The organism is Pseudomonas sp. S9 (genome assembly GCF_000222125.1).
Taxonomy (GTDB): domain Bacteria; phylum Pseudomonadota; class Gammaproteobacteria; order Pseudomonadales; family Pseudomonadaceae; genus Aquipseudomonas; species Aquipseudomonas segetis.
In genome coordinates this window covers 351128-365258 of the sequence record NZ_AFFX01000005.1, presented here as the reverse complement: position 1 = coordinate 365258, position 14131 = coordinate 351128, and the positions used below count along the sequence as shown (strand labels likewise).

13 protein-coding genes are annotated in these 14131 nt (G+C 56.0%); 5 read left to right on the top strand and 8 right to left on the bottom strand.

Annotation, left to right across the window (positions count from 1 at the left end):
• The first annotated feature begins 93 nt into the window (after positions 1-93).
• Genes PSES9_RS0113060 through PSES9_RS0113045 form a run of 4 tightly spaced genes read left to right on the top strand, consistent with a single transcriptional unit; the run spans position 94 to position 5339 of the window.
• Complete coding sequence (locus PSES9_RS0113060; protein WP_010487576.1) at positions 94-3186, top strand: DUF748 domain-containing protein; 3093 nt, start codon at positions 94-96, stop codon at positions 3184-3186.
• A gap of 11 nt (positions 3187-3197) precedes the next feature.
• Positions 3198-3485: a DUF2845 domain-containing protein gene (locus tag PSES9_RS0113055; RefSeq protein ID WP_010487574.1), complete on the top strand. Its 288-nt coding sequence runs from the start codon at positions 3198-3200 to the stop codon at positions 3483-3485.
• A 32-nt stretch (positions 3486-3517) separates the two neighbouring features.
• A complete protein-coding gene (locus PSES9_RS0113050; protein WP_010487572.1) occupies positions 3518-3817 on the top strand; it encodes a DUF2845 domain-containing protein in 300 nt (99 codons plus the stop codon).
• A gap of 58 nt (positions 3818-3875) precedes the next feature.
• Positions 3876-5339, top strand: coding sequence for a rhomboid family intramembrane serine protease (locus tag PSES9_RS0113045; protein WP_036988207.1), 1464 nt, complete (start codon positions 3876-3878; stop codon positions 5337-5339).
• Positions 5340-5390: 51 nt separating this feature from the next.
• Here the strand turns inward: PSES9_RS0113045 and PSES9_RS0113040 are convergent, their stop codons facing one another.
• The 4 genes from PSES9_RS0113040 to PSES9_RS0113025 all read right to left on the bottom strand — a co-directional run bounded on the left by PSES9_RS0113040 (position 5391) and on the right by PSES9_RS0113025 (position 9092).
• Positions 5391-5588 carry a CsbD family protein gene (locus tag PSES9_RS0113040; protein WP_010487568.1) on the bottom strand — a complete coding sequence of 66 codons (198 nt, stop codon included), beginning with the start codon at positions 5586-5588 and terminating at the stop codon, positions 5391-5393.
• A gap of 122 nt (positions 5589-5710) precedes the next feature.
• The gene (locus tag PSES9_RS0113035) at positions 5711-6079 is read right to left on the bottom strand and encodes a BON domain-containing protein (RefSeq protein ID WP_010487566.1); all 369 of its coding nucleotides are present in this window, start codon (positions 6077-6079) and stop codon (positions 5711-5713) included.
• A gap of 206 nt (positions 6080-6285) precedes the next feature.
• On the bottom strand, positions 6286-7572 hold the full coding sequence (locus tag PSES9_RS23530; protein ID WP_238530389.1) for a tetratricopeptide repeat protein: 1287 nt from the start codon (positions 7570-7572) through the stop codon (positions 6286-6288).
• A gap of 242 nt (positions 7573-7814) precedes the next feature.
• Positions 7815-9092 carry an MFS transporter gene (locus tag PSES9_RS0113025; RefSeq protein WP_010487562.1) on the bottom strand — a complete coding sequence of 426 codons (1278 nt, stop codon included), beginning with the start codon at positions 9090-9092 and terminating at the stop codon, positions 7815-7817.
• A 73-nt stretch (positions 9093-9165) separates the two neighbouring features.
• Between PSES9_RS0113025 and PSES9_RS0113020 the strand changes: the two genes are divergently transcribed.
• Positions 9166-9855, top strand: coding sequence for an ArsR/SmtB family transcription factor (locus tag PSES9_RS0113020; RefSeq protein ID WP_010487560.1), 690 nt, complete (start codon positions 9166-9168; stop codon positions 9853-9855).
• A gap of 99 nt (positions 9856-9954) precedes the next feature.
• Here the strand turns inward: PSES9_RS0113020 and pnp are convergent, their stop codons facing one another.
• From pnp to rbfA, 4 genes are all read right to left on the bottom strand, one after another.
• Complete coding sequence (gene pnp / locus PSES9_RS0113015) at positions 9955-12060, bottom strand: polyribonucleotide nucleotidyltransferase (protein WP_010487558.1); 2106 nt, start codon at positions 12058-12060, stop codon at positions 9955-9957.
• A gap of 235 nt (positions 12061-12295) precedes the next feature.
• Complete coding sequence (rpsO, locus tag PSES9_RS0113010) at positions 12296-12565, bottom strand: 30S ribosomal protein S15 (protein ID WP_010487557.1); 270 nt, start codon at positions 12563-12565, stop codon at positions 12296-12298.
• A gap of 199 nt (positions 12566-12764) precedes the next feature.
• Entirely contained in the window at positions 12765-13682 is a 918-nt protein-coding gene (gene truB / locus PSES9_RS0113005) for a tRNA pseudouridine(55) synthase TruB (RefSeq protein WP_010487556.1), read from the bottom strand.
• 4 nt (positions 13683-13686) lie between these two features.
• Positions 13687-14124: a 30S ribosome-binding factor RbfA gene (gene rbfA, locus PSES9_RS0113000; protein ID WP_010487555.1), complete on the bottom strand. Its 438-nt coding sequence runs from the start codon at positions 14122-14124 to the stop codon at positions 13687-13689.
• Positions 14125-14131: the final 7 nt, after the last annotated feature.

Genomic DNA, 14131 nt, shown 5'->3' with positions numbered 1-14131 from the left:
CGGTGCGGGCGAAAAGACGCACCGATTTCATTGAACCCATTCAGGCGTGCCATACTCATAAGCATTTCTTGACGGGACAGATGACGCTTAGCTATGTACAAAGGACTGAAATACACCGCTGGCACCCTTATCTTTGGCATCGGCCTGTATGCCTTGCTGGGTTTTTTGATCATTCCGGGCGTCGGCCTGCGCGTGATCAATCAACAGCTGGCACAGTACGCCACCCAACCGGCCAAGCTCGAACGCATGCAGTTCAACCCCTTCAGTCTGGAACTGAAGCTCTGGGGCATGAGCATTGGCGCCGGAGAAACCAAGCACATTGCCTTCGAGCGCCTGTATGCCAATGTCGAGACCGACAGTGCCTGGACCAAAGCCCTGCACCTGGCTGACATTGAACTGGACAAAGCCCACAGCGAAATTCTTTTCGACAAGCAAGGCGGGCTGAACCTGACCCAATTGTTCAAGCTGCCGGAAAGCCCACAGCCTGAAGTTCAAGAGCCGCCCAGCGAACCCTTTCCAGTGCGTATCGACAGGATCAAGCTGGTTGACGGCTACCTGCACTTCCAGGATCTGCGCCCCAGCGAGCCGATCAATTTCGTATACGATGCGCTAAACCTTGAGCTGAACAACCTCAGCACCCTGCCCGATGACAACGCCGCGATGACCCTCGCGGCCACGGGCCCGCACGGCGGGCGTATCGACTGGACCGGAAAAGTCAGCCTGGTGCCGATCACATCAACCGGCAGCATCAAGGTCACCGACGCTCAGATGCAAGGCTTCTGGCCCTATGTGCGCGATGCCGTGCCGCTTGATCTTGAAAAAGGCGTGCTCAGCCTGTCGAGCGACTACAGCCTCGACCTGTCCAAAAGTACGGAGCTGCGCCTGGACAAGATCAAGCTGAAAGTCTCACCCTTCGCCATCAAGGCGCCAGACGGCCGTCCACTGGTCAACCTTGAAAACCTTGAAGTCAGCGATACAACCCTCGACCTGGCAAAGCAGGAAGTTGTAGTCGGCAAGATTCGTAGCCAGAAACTTGAAACCTGGGCCAGCCGCGAAGCCGATGGCGAGCTCGATTGGCAAAAACTCTTTGCCAGCCAGCCTGCGCTGAAGAAAACCCCGGAAAAACCAGCAGCTGCGCCAACCGCCGAACCAACTGACACGGCGGCGAGCAAGGCAGAAACCGCACAGTCCGTGGCCGAAGTTGCGCCAAGCAGCGAACCCGCCCCGGCAGACAAGGATGCAGCGAAATCCGCCAACACGCCTGCCACCACAGACAAAGCCAGCCAAGGTGAACAGCTTGCTTCCACCCCGCAAACCAAGCCCGCAGCAAAGGCTGACACCCAGCCCGAAGCAGGCAAGCCCTGGATCGTGCTGCTCAAGGATGTGCAGTTACGCGACTATCAGGTGCATCTGGCCGACAAAGTGCCTGAAAAAGACCTGGCCCTCGAACTTGGCCCGCTCAATCTGGACATCAAGAACTTCAACAGCCAGGGCACCACGCCGTTCGATATCAAGCTCGACACCGGCATAGGCAAGCAAGGCAAGCTCCAGGCAGAAGGTAAGGTTCAGCTGACGCCAACCACCGCCTACCTGAACGTCACCACCAACAATATCGACCTGCGCGTTGCGCAAGCCTACATGGACCCATTTGTGCGCCTGGAACTGCGCAGCGGCATGCTTGGCAGCCAGTTGAATGTTGCGCTGACCAGCACCGACCCATTGCAACTGAGCGTTACCGGTAACGCCCAAGTGACCCAGCTGCACACCCTCGACACCATCAAGCAGCGCGACTTTGTGCGCTGGAAAACCCTTGATCTTACCGGTGTTAATTATCAGCACGGCGACAGCCTGAGCATCGACAAAGTCAGCCTGGACAACCCTTATGCGCGCTTTTTGATCAACGAGGACCTGACCACCAACGTCGGTGAACTGGTGATCCCGCAGCCTGCTGATCCCAATGCCAAAGCCGAACCGGCAGGCAAACCGCTGGGTATCCATATTGGCGCAATCAATATTGCCGATGGCTCGGCCAACTTTGCCGACTTTAGCCTGACACCCAACTTCGCCACAGCTATCCAGCAACTCAACGGCCAGATTGGCACCATCGATAGCCGGGCGCCCAAACCTGCAAAAATCAATATTGCCGGTAAAGTCGACAAATACGCCCCCGTTAGCATCAAAGGCAGCCTGAATCCTTTTGATCCGCTGGCCAGCCTCGATATCGCGACCCAGTTCAAGCGCGTCGAGCTCACCACGCTTACGCCCTACTCCGGCAAGTTTGCCGGTTATCGCATTCGCAAAGGCCGACTCAACCTGGACCTGCATTACAAGATCAATAACGGCAAGCTCAATGCCGAAAACAGCGTGGTCGTAGAGCAACTGCAACTGGGTGAAAAAGTAGACAGCCCAAGCGCCGTGGACCTGCCGATCAAACTGGCGGTGGCGCTGCTCAAAGACAGCGATGGCAAGATATCCCTGGCACTACCGGTTCAGGGCGATCTCAATAACCCGCAGTTCAGTGTGATGCCCATCGTCTGGCAGACCCTGCGCAACCTGGTGGTTCGCGCGGCAACTGCGCCCTTCAAGTTCATTGGCGGCCTGGTTGCCGGCGGCAGTGACGTCGACCTGAGCAATGTGCAGTTCGACGCTGGCAGCAGCGAGCTCGACAAGTCCGCGAAAAGCTCACTCGACACCCTGATCAAGGCCCTCGGCGAACGCCCTGCCTTGCGCCTGGAAGTGGAAGGCATGAGCGCGCAAACCGCTGACGGCCCTCTGCTGGCCGAACAGCGACTGCAAAGAGAATATCAATCGACTTACTACAAAATGCTCCAGCGCCGCGGTGATACCGTGCCTGCCGATCCCGACGAGCTTGAGGTGCCAGATGACATCAAAGGCCCCATGCTCGAAGGCATTTACCGGGCTCGCCTGAAAAAGCAGCCCCCCGCGCAGTGGGCTGAACTGGATGACGAACAGCGCACCAAGATGCTCAGCGACGCAGTTCTCGCGCAATGGAGCACCAGCGAATTGTTGCTGCGCAAACTGGCGCAAGAGCGCGCGGCTAGCATCAAGGATTACCTGGCCCAGAATGGCTTGAGTGATGAGCGTATCTATCTGCTGGACGTTAGCTTGGGCAGTGCCGAAGCAGACGGCCGTGTAGCCACACCACTGCAACTGGGTAGCGAATGACTGGAAAGTTGATGCAAAGCCTGATTCTGCTGGCGCTTGCGCTCAGCGCGGGTGTCGTCCATGCCGACGACACCATGCGTTGCGGCAGCCAATTGATCAGCACCGGGGACCGCGCATTCGAGGTCGAGAGCAAATGCGGAGCCCCGGCCTTTCGCGATGTAGTCGGCTACACCCTGGGCCCTTATGAGCGCCGCGAGATGAAAATCGAGGAATGGGTCTATGGCCCCAACAACGGCGTAAACAGCATCCTCACATTCGAGGGCAGCCGCCTGCTGCGTATTGAGCGCAAGCGCCAATAGAACTGCGCCCAATTTCTGGACAAGGAATATATGTGAAGCGATTTCTGGCAGCCTCGGTGTTACTCAGTTGCAGCAACCTGGTCTTGGCCGACAGCCTGCGTTGCGGCAGCGCTCTGGTCACCACTGACGACACGACCAGCGAAGTCTCCGCCAAGTGCGGCGAACCTGTCAGCCGCGACTTTCTCGGCTATAAACAAATCGTCGACTCATTCGGCTATACCAATGAGGTGGCCATTGAGGAGTGGGCCTACGGGCCGCGCAGCGGCATGTATCATTTTATTCGTTTTGAGGGCAACCGCTTAAAACGCATCACCAGTAAACGCGGTAACTGACAGCATAAACAGCTGGTGGTAGGCTCCAAGCCAAAATGCCATCACGGATCGATTGCTGATGCTAATACTCCCCGCTGAGCACCCGCTGGACTGGAAAAAACCTCCGGTCATGACCTTGCTGCTTATCGCCCTTAATGTGCTGATTTACTTCGGCTACCAAGGGGGCGACAGCGCTCGCGAAGCCAAGGCGGTCGACAGCTACCTGCAAGCAGGCTTGCTGAGCCGTGAGCGTCCACTTTTTGTTGAATCTTTCAGTGCCCGGCATGAACTGAGCGCCAGCGAAACCACACAACTCGAACGCGTACGCCGCAGCCAGATGGCGCGCATGGTGCTCTACGACCTTCAGTTTGAGAACGCTATTCACCACAACCCTGACTATCTGGCCGACAGCAACTGGCAAGCTCAACGCAGCAAGGTCGAGCAACTGCGCGACCAAATCAGCAGCATGCGTTTCGGCTTTATTCCAGCGCGCTTTAGCCTTGAAGGCCTGTTCGGCGCCATGTTCCTGCACGGCAGTTTTTCTCACCTCGCGGGTAATATGCTGTTTCTGTTTATCTTCGGCTTTGCCCTGGAGATCGCCCTTGGTCGCTGGCTCTATCTTGGCCTTTACCTGACTTGCGGCGTCGCCTCCCACCTGCTCTGGTGGATCATGGACCCGGCGTGGGTCACCGGTGTTGGCGCCTCCGGAGCGATTTCAGGCTTGATGGGCATGTACCTGGCAATCTACGGCCTGCGCAGGATCAACTTTTTCTACTGGCTGGGGCCATTGTTTGGCTATTTCCGAGCGCCGGCACTGTGGATTCTACCGGTGTGGATGGGCAAGGAACTCTATGGCTTGCTCATGGCCAACGACAACACCAACTACTATGCACACCTGGGCGGGCTGGGCGCGGGCTTTCTGGCCATCTACCTGAGCCAGCTGGGCGGTAAACTCAGGGTTGATCAAGACTACCTGAATAAAACCGATCCAGACGCACAGTTCAAACGTGAGCTGGGCAGCCTCGACAAGCTCATTGCCGACTTTGAACTGGAACGCGCCAGCACCCGGGGCCTGACACTTGTCGAGCAGTATCCTAACCGCCCCCAATTGCTGGAAAAGCTGTACGCACTGGCTCTCACCCGCCAGGATAAAACCTTACTCAGCGCCGTACTGAAGCAGGCTTTCAAACTGCCTGACTCAGCGCAGAGCCTGGCACTCTTCAAGCGGATGGTGGCTGATAGCAGTGGCACGCAACAGCGCTTGCTCAGGCATCCAAGCGTGCAACTGCATCTATTGCAGCGGCTTCTTTGTGTGGATCAAGGCCCTTGTGCTCTTGGCCCCTGGCGCCTGCTTAGCCAAGCCAAGCAACGCCCACCCATGCTGCCGGCGATGACCCTGCAACTGGCAAAACAACTGGGTCGCCACCAGGACCTCAAGGCACTGGCCGAAGTCTCGCAGTTTCTTAATCGTGTCTACCCCGATGCCGAACAAACAATGCAAGTGCATATCTATCGCCAGCATCTGAATAACCAGCCGAGCTGAAACGACAAAGGCCCAGGGCATTCAACCCTGGGCCTTTGTCGCTAGCCTGACTTACAGCTTGTCGCTGAAGTCACGCAATTCTTGCTGAGCTTTTTCCTTGGTCCAGCCATAACGCTCTTGCAGCTTCCCTGCGAGGTATTCGCTGTGACCTTCAGCTACATCAAGATCATCATCTGTCAGGTTGCCCCAACGCTCTTTGATGCGGCCATTGAGCTGCTTCCACTTACCTTTGATTACATCAGAATTCATGGTGTGCTCCTGTTCGAGACCGCTGAAAAAGCGACTGCACTCCCTGCAGCTCCAGAGGTCTCTAAATTGCGAACATTAACTAGCGTTGAAGACAATTGCACTTGGCAACCTGGCAAGCTGAATTAGTCAGCTGTTTTCAGGCCATCAGCCGAAACGTCTTTAACACCGTTGATTTCCTTGGTTTTGGCCACTGCCAGATCACGCTCTGCATCGCTGGCCACGACGCCGGACAACGACACAACACCTTTGTTGGTCTCGACCTTGATATCCAGGGCGCTGAGGCTATCGTCAGCCAGGAAGGTCGACTTAACTTTGCTGGTGATCCAGGTATCGGTTACAACTTCACCGGCTTGGTCCATGGTGTCGTTGGCGGCCAGCATGGTTGGCTGCATGGCGCTTGAGGTATCGGCAAATGCGGTACCCGCCAGCGGCAAGCTCAGGGCGGTCGCGGTGATAGCGGCAAAGGCGAACTTATTAATTGGCGTTTTCATGGGTATCGCTCCTGTACATTTTGATTATTCTGCATGCCAGATCCTAGCTGCAGTCTCACCAGTACTATTGCAGGCCCTGTGCCAACTTTTTAAACAGATAAAAACCCTTTTAAATCATATACTTAACAATCAAACCAATTTTCAGCTTTCGTGCAATGCGCATGTTCGATCAAATTCTACCGGGCATATTGCACGATATAATCGGATCAACCCGGCATGCCGGATAATTTGGCCAGGGTCGCCTCCAGGTTGGCCACCTCGCCGAGCAAGGGCGACTGTGGATAGCGCAGGCGAACGAACTGCAGCAATTTTTGCGCTTGCTCAACCTGCCCAAGCCCTTCGGCAAAAATGCGTGCCGCCAGCAGATAAGCCCGCGGAATTTGTGGGTAATCAGGTGCCCGTTGATGCAGGTTACGTAGCAGGCTCAAGGCCTCACGATTCTTGTGGCGCATAGCCAGGGCCTCGGCAATACGCTCACAGACCAGAGGATCATCAGGCAGGTAATCGGCCTTGAACCGACGGGCATTAAGCAAGGCCGTCGCTCCCAGTGCCGGGTTAAGCCGCGCAGCCAGCGGCATATAATGCTGAAGATGGCGCAAGCAGCGCTCGCCTGAATTGAGATTGAAAAGCAGTTGGTGAAATCGCTCATTGAGCTTGAGATCGTCAGGATGCTTCTCAAGTGCCGCGGTCAGCGTTTCAAGAGCATTATCACTCTGCCCTTCCTTCAAGCGGATCTCGGTTTCAGCCAGCGCCTTGCGCCGCTGGTATTCATCTGCCGCAAACCCTGCCTGGCTATCTTCATCGACGATCACGTAGCCCAATGCACCTTGGTACTGGAACACGACGTAGCCCATCATCGCGCACATCACCACGCCGAAATAGGCGAAGGCAAAGGCCATGACCGGCAGCAAGATCACTCGGGGCAAGCCATGTGCCAGCATATAAGCGACCCAGCCCGGTGACTGCCAGAGGATGAACAGGAATGCGCAAAGAATCAGATAGCGCCAGCCCATGGCGGTGATGACCTGCCCGACCTGCTCCGGACTCAATGCCGAAGAGAGGTCCTTATCCAGCGCCAAACGTATGATGCTCGCGGGCATAACCAGCAACAGGCCGATGTTCACACACCAATAAAGCGCTTCGCTGTTGAAGTCCGCCGCGAGCCAAAGGATCGCAAAAGCGATGAGGAATACCGCCAGCTGCTTGAAAAACAGGCTGAAGCCCTCGCCAGTAAAAGCACTGGTCAAACTTGGCGCAGCCTTTACCGCAAGGCTGTTGGCCTCAATGACGCTGTGAAAATACTTGGTGGCGATACTGAACAGAATCACCCACAAGATAATCGAACGCGGCATAAAGATGCTGGCAACAGCCAACAGCGCGGCAAATGCCAGCGGCCCGGGCTGCAAGGCGTAGAGGAAAAATGCTGGCAAACGCTGCCAAAACGGCTGCGCAGTATTGGCAGCCCCCAGAAACTCCAGCTGGCTGCTGCACATGGGACAACGTGGCGCGTCATCCGGCGCATCCATATTCAACGGAATACAAAAATCGCCATAGCTGCGCTCGCACGAGCGACACAACTAGGTCGCTGGCTGGTCGGGGTGATAGCGGCAAGCGGTCTTTTCCATAAGTTATATTCCTGAGAGCTCGATATGTACTTAGCCATCCACCGCGATAGCCTAATGCCAGCGGGTATTATCTGCACCTGGAAAACACCAGAGCCATGCAGCGCATCACGCTAGGCACTTGGGTTTGCCCCATTACTGCCTGGTGACTTGAACATTATTCCTGATTGTTCTGAACCTTTGCTCCCGACAAACAGGGCGAATATTGCAAGACCTTGAAAGCATCCAGCCATAGCCAGTATGAACAACTCCCCCGCTCCCCCTGCAAAGAATGATCTGGCCCCGCCAAAAACTACCGGAGCGAAAGCGTAGCAACCTTGTGCAGTCGCAACGATCAGCGTCACCACCCGTTGAATCTGCCGGCGAGCAAACTCAGACTGAGCAATAAGCGGTGGCAAGGACGTTGCATTACCAATGCCCAGGCCGAAAAGGACCATGCCGACCCAAAGCAGCTCTGGAAAAGCACCTATGCCCATCAAGCTCAAGCATCCGGCGAACTGGCAGCCATAGCTCATGCCAGCAACCCTACGGCGACTTGCGCTTGGCGATAGCAGCCAGCTGGACAAAAACCTGCCCGCTATCGCGCTTACCGTTGCCAGCCCCATTGCCAACCCCGCCTGTTGTTCCGCGACGTGACCAACCAATAGCAAGAACAGCTGGCTGATCAGCCCAATCTGAGCGAACAGCCCGAGTGACATTGCCACCGTTAACGTGAGGAACTGCCTATTGTTCCATAGTGATATCACTGCCGGGCTTGACGATTGGGCCTGCTCAATTGGCGCATAAGACTCACCATCCGGGTATTGGCCTATCTGTCCAGGCCGAACCCTGAAAACGTAAAAGCAGAGCAGTGCGATAACGAACACCGACAGAACCCCGACGCCAATTGAGGCCTGTGAAAATCCAAACCGGCCAATTAGATAGACCCAAACAGATGAAAAGATGACACCACCGATGCTCGCGCCGTTGTAGGCCATTGCCAAGGCACCTGGGCGCTTGCTGACGAACCAGGGGGCAATAATTGCATTGACCGCTGCAGCGCCCATGGTGACCCAACCGAACCCGCTGAGGATTGCGGCTATGAAAAACTGATACGGCTGGCTGGCTATCGACCACCCGTACACACCCAAAGCAAGGGTCATCGCGCCGAAAAGCGTCGTTAAGGGAATACCTGCACGTTTATATAGAACAGGTAGCTTCACGACTACCAAGGTGCCTGCCAGAAAGTGCAGGGTCACAGCTGCCGAACACAGCGCCAAGGACCAGCCGGTCCTCTGCATCACGGCAAAAATGAATATCGGCGGGCCATAAAAACCAATACCCCAGCCGAAGACAGCCATCAAAAAAGTTGCAGCCACTACCTTTTTGCCAAAAAAACTCGATGCGTTCATCAACCTGTTCCTTCCTATGCTTTTGCCGAAGTATGATGATTTCGCACATGGACACTTCGGGAAAAGCTGAACTATGGATGCTGAATCTGCAGATCTTTCTCTGGCGGCGGTAGCAGGTGCAATCGCTGACCCTGCCCGCTCAAAAATGCTTTGCGCGCTACTGGACGGCTGTGCTCGCACGGCGACTGAACTGGCCGCGCTGGCCGATGTTGGCGCCTCGACAGCAAGCGCTCACTTTGCGCGACTTCGCGAGCAGGGCTTGGTAGAGATGCATGTTCAAGGTCGCTATCGTTATTACCGGCTAAGCAATGCCCAGGTGGCCAAAGCGTTGGAGTCGTTATTGTCGATAACGGACCACCAGGCAATGAGGTTCAAACCCAGCACGCCTTCAGCCTTGAGGCATGCGAGAACCTGTTATGACCATTGCGCAGGCGAGATTGCGGTCGGGTTGCACGATGCACTGCTGAATGAGGGCTGGATTTATCTACAAGACAAGGATTACTGCCTGAGCGAACAAGGAGCAGACAGCCTTGCCCGACTGGGGCTTGATGTAGACAGCGCATTAAGCCAACGCAGGCGTCTGGCCTACCCCTGCATGGATTGGAGTGAGCGATCTCCACACATCGGCGGTGCATTGGGAGCAGCATTACTTAACTTGATGCTTAAACAAGGCTGGATGAGCCGTCACCTCGACTCAAGGGCGCTCACCTTGACCCCAAAAGGGGCCGCCAAGCTGAGCAAAACATTTGGCATTCAATGCTGAGCAGCCGCGCCCACCCGACACAATCAAAACCACAATTATCACAGCGCAAAAAAAAGGGCCCGCAAGGGGGCCCTTTTCTAGACTACAGACAGCTCGCGATTAAACGCCCGATGCCTTGGCAGCGGCAACGTCCTTGATCGACAGCTTGATACGGCCGCGGTTGTCCACGTCCAGTACCAGCACTTCAACTTCCTGACCTTCCTTCAGAATGTCGGTGACCTTCTCAACGCGAGCATCGCTCAACATCGAGATGTGCACCAGGCCGTCTTTGCCCGGCAGGATGTTTACGAAGGCGCCGAAGTCAACAATACGCTCAACCTTGCCGACATAGATCTTGCCGATTTCAGCTTCTGCGGTGATGCCCAGGACACGCTGCTTAGCGGCTTCAGCTGCGTCCTTGGTTTCGCCGAAGATCTTGATCGAACCGTCGTCTTCGATATCGATCGAGGCTTTGGTTTCTTCACAGATCGCACGGATGGTCGCGCCGCCTTTACCGATCACATCACGGATCTTGTCCTGATCGATCTTCATCGCGATCATGGTTGGGGCATTTGCCGACAACTCAGTACGCGACTGGGCGAGAACCTGGTTCATCTGGCCGAGGATATTCAGGCGCGCTTCCAGGGCTTGGCCCAGAGCGATTTCCATGATTTCTTCGGTGATGCCCTGGATCTTGATGTCCATCTGCAGCGCGGTAACGCCTTTGTCGGTACCCGCTACCTTGAAATCCATGTCGCCCAGGTGATCTTCGTCGCCGAGAATGTCGGTCAGGACTGCGAACTTCTCGCCTTCCTTAACCAGGCCCATGGCGATACCGGCAACCGGAGCCTTCATCGGAACACCGGCATCCATCAGCGCCAGGGAAGCACCGCAGACCGAAGCCATGGAGCTGGAACCGTTGGATTCAGTGATTTCCGATACCACACGGATGGTGTACGGGAACTCATCGGCGTTTGGCAGCATGGCGGGGACCGAACGGCGCGCCAGGCGACCGTGACCGATTTCGCGACGACCCGTAGCGCCCATGCGGCCACACTCGCCAACCGAATACGGTGGGAAGTTGTAGTGCAGCATGAACGGGTCTTTACGCTCGCCTTCAAGGGTGTCGAGCAACTGTGCATCACGGGCGGTACCCAAAGTGGCCACGACCAGCGCCTGGGTTTCGCCACGGGTGAACAAGGCCGAGCCGTGGGTCTTGTCCAGAACACCGACTTCGATGTTCAGGCCACGCACGGTACGGGTGTCACGGCCATCGATACGCGGCTGACCGTTAACGATGTTCTCGCGTACGGTGCGGTATTCGATTTCACCGAAGATGTCTTTGACTTCGCCGGCAGTCGGCTGGTCTTCTTCACCGGAGAACTTGGCAACGACTTCATTGCGCAGCTCGCCCAGGCGCGCATAGCGCTCGTGCTTGACGGTGATGGTGTAAGCCTGGGAGATAGCATCGCCAAACTCGCTACGAATAGCGTTGAGCAGTGCAGTGTTCTCGGCTTTCGGCTGCCAGTCCCAAGTTGGCTTGGCGGCTTCTGCGGCCAGTTCGGCAACAGCGTTGATCACGACCTGGAATTCATCGTGGGCAAAGAGCACAGCGCCCAGCATCTGGTCTTCGGTCAGCTCTTTGGCTTCCGACTCAACCATCAGTACGGCGTCTTTGGTACCGGCTACAACCATGTCCAGGCTCGAAGCCTTGAGCTGCTCGTAGTTAGGGTTCAACAGGTAGCCTGTTTCCGGGTGGAAAGCCACGCGCGCAGCACCGATTGGGCCGTTGAACGGGATGCCCGAAATCGCCAGGGCAGCCGAAGTACCGATCATCGCAGCGATGTCCGGATCAGTCTTCTTGCTGGTGGAGATAACGGTGCAGATTACCTGCACTTCGTTCTGGAAGCCTTCTGGAAACAGCGGGCGGATCGGACGATCGATCAGGCGCGAGGTCAGGGTTTCTTTCTCGGAAGGACGTGCTTCACGCTTGAAGAAACCACCAGGGATTTTACCAGCAGCGTAGGTCTTTTCCTGGTAATGCACGGACAGTGGGAAAAAGCCCTTGCTCGGATCAGCGGTCTTGGCGCCAGTTACAGCAACCAGAACAGTTACGTCGTCATCAACTGTGACCAGCACAGCGCCGGAGGCTTGACGGGCGATACGGCCTGTCTCGAGGGTAACGGTCGATTGACCGAATTGAAATTTCTTGATTACCGGGTTCACGGTGTTTTCCTTCTCTATATTGCCTTGGGGGAAACCTGAAGGGGCTGCGAAAAGCGACGGCGTCAGACACGCACATGGGGCTTTGCGAAACCACCTGAATGTTGCATAAAACAATTCGTGGGCAGCTGCGGGAGTCGGCCCGAGACTGTCCAAAATGCATGTAGCTGAAACACAAAAGCTGGAAGTGGGGTAAACCCACTTCCAGCTTCAGCATTCAGCTACGCGCAAGCATCGCTTAGCGACGCAGACCCAGGCGACCGATCAGGGCGCTGTAACGGCTAACATCTTTACCCTTCAGGTAGTCCAGCAGCTTACGACGCTGGTTAACCATACGGATCAGACCACGACGCGAGTGGTGATCTTTACCGTTGGCCTTGAAGTGGCCTTGCAGCTTGTTGATGTTGGCAGACAGCAGTGCAACTTGCACTTCCGGGCTACCAGTATCAGTTTCAGCTTGCTTGTAGTCGTTTACGATTTGGGCTTTTTCTTCAACGCTGAGTGCCATGTTGGCTTCCTCTCATTCAAGCAACCGCAGAGCGGTCGCAATAGGCTGGGAACTGCTTCCCATGTTTTAAAGTGAGGAGTGACCGTGCCTATTAACAGCCATCCTCGGTGTGAGAGCCCCTTATAGCTAAGCAGCTCTCAAATTCTGTCTCAAACTTAGATCACTAAATTCTCTGGCCGCGCATTCTACTACGGTTTGTTCACTCAGCGCGAATCAACCGACGTGGTGCAATACGGCCATCTTCGCTGACTTCGCCAATCCCGATGAAGCGACCGTTGTGATCCTGAACCCGAACCATGCCGAACTTTGGCGCATCTGGAGCGCGTACCGCCTGGCCCTGTAACCAGTAGAACGCGCTGTGCTCGGAAAACTGCAACAGCGGCCAGTGCTCCAGACCGCTATCGACTGGCTGCAAGAAGCGGTCAACGGCTTCATTACCGCCATCTGCATGGACAGCTTCAAGCTCTTCCAATGTGACGGTTTGAGTCAGATTGAACGGGCCGGCCTTGGTTCTGCGCAATTCGGCAACATGAGCGCCACAGCCCAGCAGATGGCCGATATCCTCGACCAATGTGCGGATGTAGGTGCCCTTGCTGCAATCGACAGCCAGGCGCGCAACTTCTGCCTCGCAGGACAACAACTCCAAGTGGGAGATGGTCACGTCACGCGGTTCACGCTCGACGACCTCACCGGCACGAGCAAGCTTGTACAGCGGCTGGCCATCACGCTTGAGTGCCGAGTACATCGGTGGAATCTGCTTTATGTCACCGCGAAACTGCGGCAATAGCGCTTCAATATCGGCGCCTTGGACATTAACCTGCTTACGCTCGATGACTTCACCCTCGGCATCGGCCGTGGTGGTGGTCACACCCAGTTGCATCAGGGTTTCATAACCCTTGTCGGCATCGAGCAAATACTGCGAAAACTTGGTCGCCTCACCAAAGCACAAGGGCAATACACCCGTAGCCAATGGATCAAGACTGCCGGTGTGGCCAGCTTTCTCGGCATTGAGCAACCAGCGCACCTTTTGCAGGGCTGCATTGGAGCTAAAGCCCTTTGGCTTATCCAGCAGGATGATGCCGTTGACCTTGCGGCGAATACGCTTTACCTGAGCCACGCACTTACTCCTTGGCGTCAGTTGCTTCGTCATCGTGCTGACGATCTTCAGTCACGGCACGCTCGATCAACGCCGACAACTGGGCACCACGAATGACGCTTTCGTCATAGTGGAAGCGCAGGTTTGGCACGCTACGCAATTTCATTGCCTTGCCTAACTGCATCCGCAGAAAACCGCTGGCATCGTTAAGCACCTTGACGCTCTGACGAATGCTCTCGGCATCGATCTCGGCGCCCATCACAGTGACAAATACCTTGGCGTGGCTTGCGTCGCGGCTTACCTCGACGGCGGTCACAGTCACCAGGCCACTGACGCGGGGGTCTTTGACTTCGCGAAGAATTAACTGCGCCAGCTCACGCTGCATCTGGTCGCCGATACGCTGGGCACGGCTGGACTGCATCTGGTCGCCGATACGCTGGGCACGGCTGTATTCTTTTGCCATTTTTACT

What these genes read in the sequence shown, in the direction of transcription:
- PSES9_RS23530 (WP_238530389.1), bottom strand. Translation starts at nt 7,572, where the DNA reads ATGTGCAGCAGCCAGCTGGAGTTTCTGGGGGCTGCCAATACTGCGCAG.
- rbfA (WP_010487555.1), bottom strand. Translation starts at nt 14,124, where the DNA reads ATGGCAAAAGAATACAGCCGTGCCCAGCGTATCGGCGACCAGATGCAG.
- PSES9_RS0113055 (WP_010487574.1), top strand. Translation starts at nt 3,198, where the DNA reads ATGCAAAGCCTGATTCTGCTGGCGCTTGCGCTCAGCGCGGGTGTCGTC.
- PSES9_RS0113060 (WP_010487576.1), top strand. Translation starts at nt 94, where the DNA reads ATGTACAAAGGACTGAAATACACCGCTGGCACCCTTATCTTTGGCATC.
- PSES9_RS0113040 (WP_010487568.1), bottom strand. Translation starts at nt 5,588, where the DNA reads ATGAATTCTGATGTAATCAAAGGTAAGTGGAAGCAGCTCAATGGCCGC.
- PSES9_RS0113045 (WP_036988207.1), top strand. Translation starts at nt 3,876, where the DNA reads ATGCTAATACTCCCCGCTGAGCACCCGCTGGACTGGAAAAAACCTCCG.
- PSES9_RS0113020 (WP_010487560.1), top strand. Translation starts at nt 9,166, where the DNA reads ATGGATGCTGAATCTGCAGATCTTTCTCTGGCGGCGGTAGCAGGTGCA.
- PSES9_RS0113035 (WP_010487566.1), bottom strand. Translation starts at nt 6,079, where the DNA reads ATGAAAACGCCAATTAATAAGTTCGCCTTTGCCGCTATCACCGCGACC.
- PSES9_RS0113025 (WP_010487562.1), bottom strand. Translation starts at nt 9,092, where the DNA reads ATGAACGCATCGAGTTTTTTTGGCAAAAAGGTAGTGGCTGCAACTTTT.
- rpsO (WP_010487557.1), bottom strand. Translation starts at nt 12,565, where the DNA reads ATGGCACTCAGCGTTGAAGAAAAAGCCCAAATCGTAAACGACTACAAG.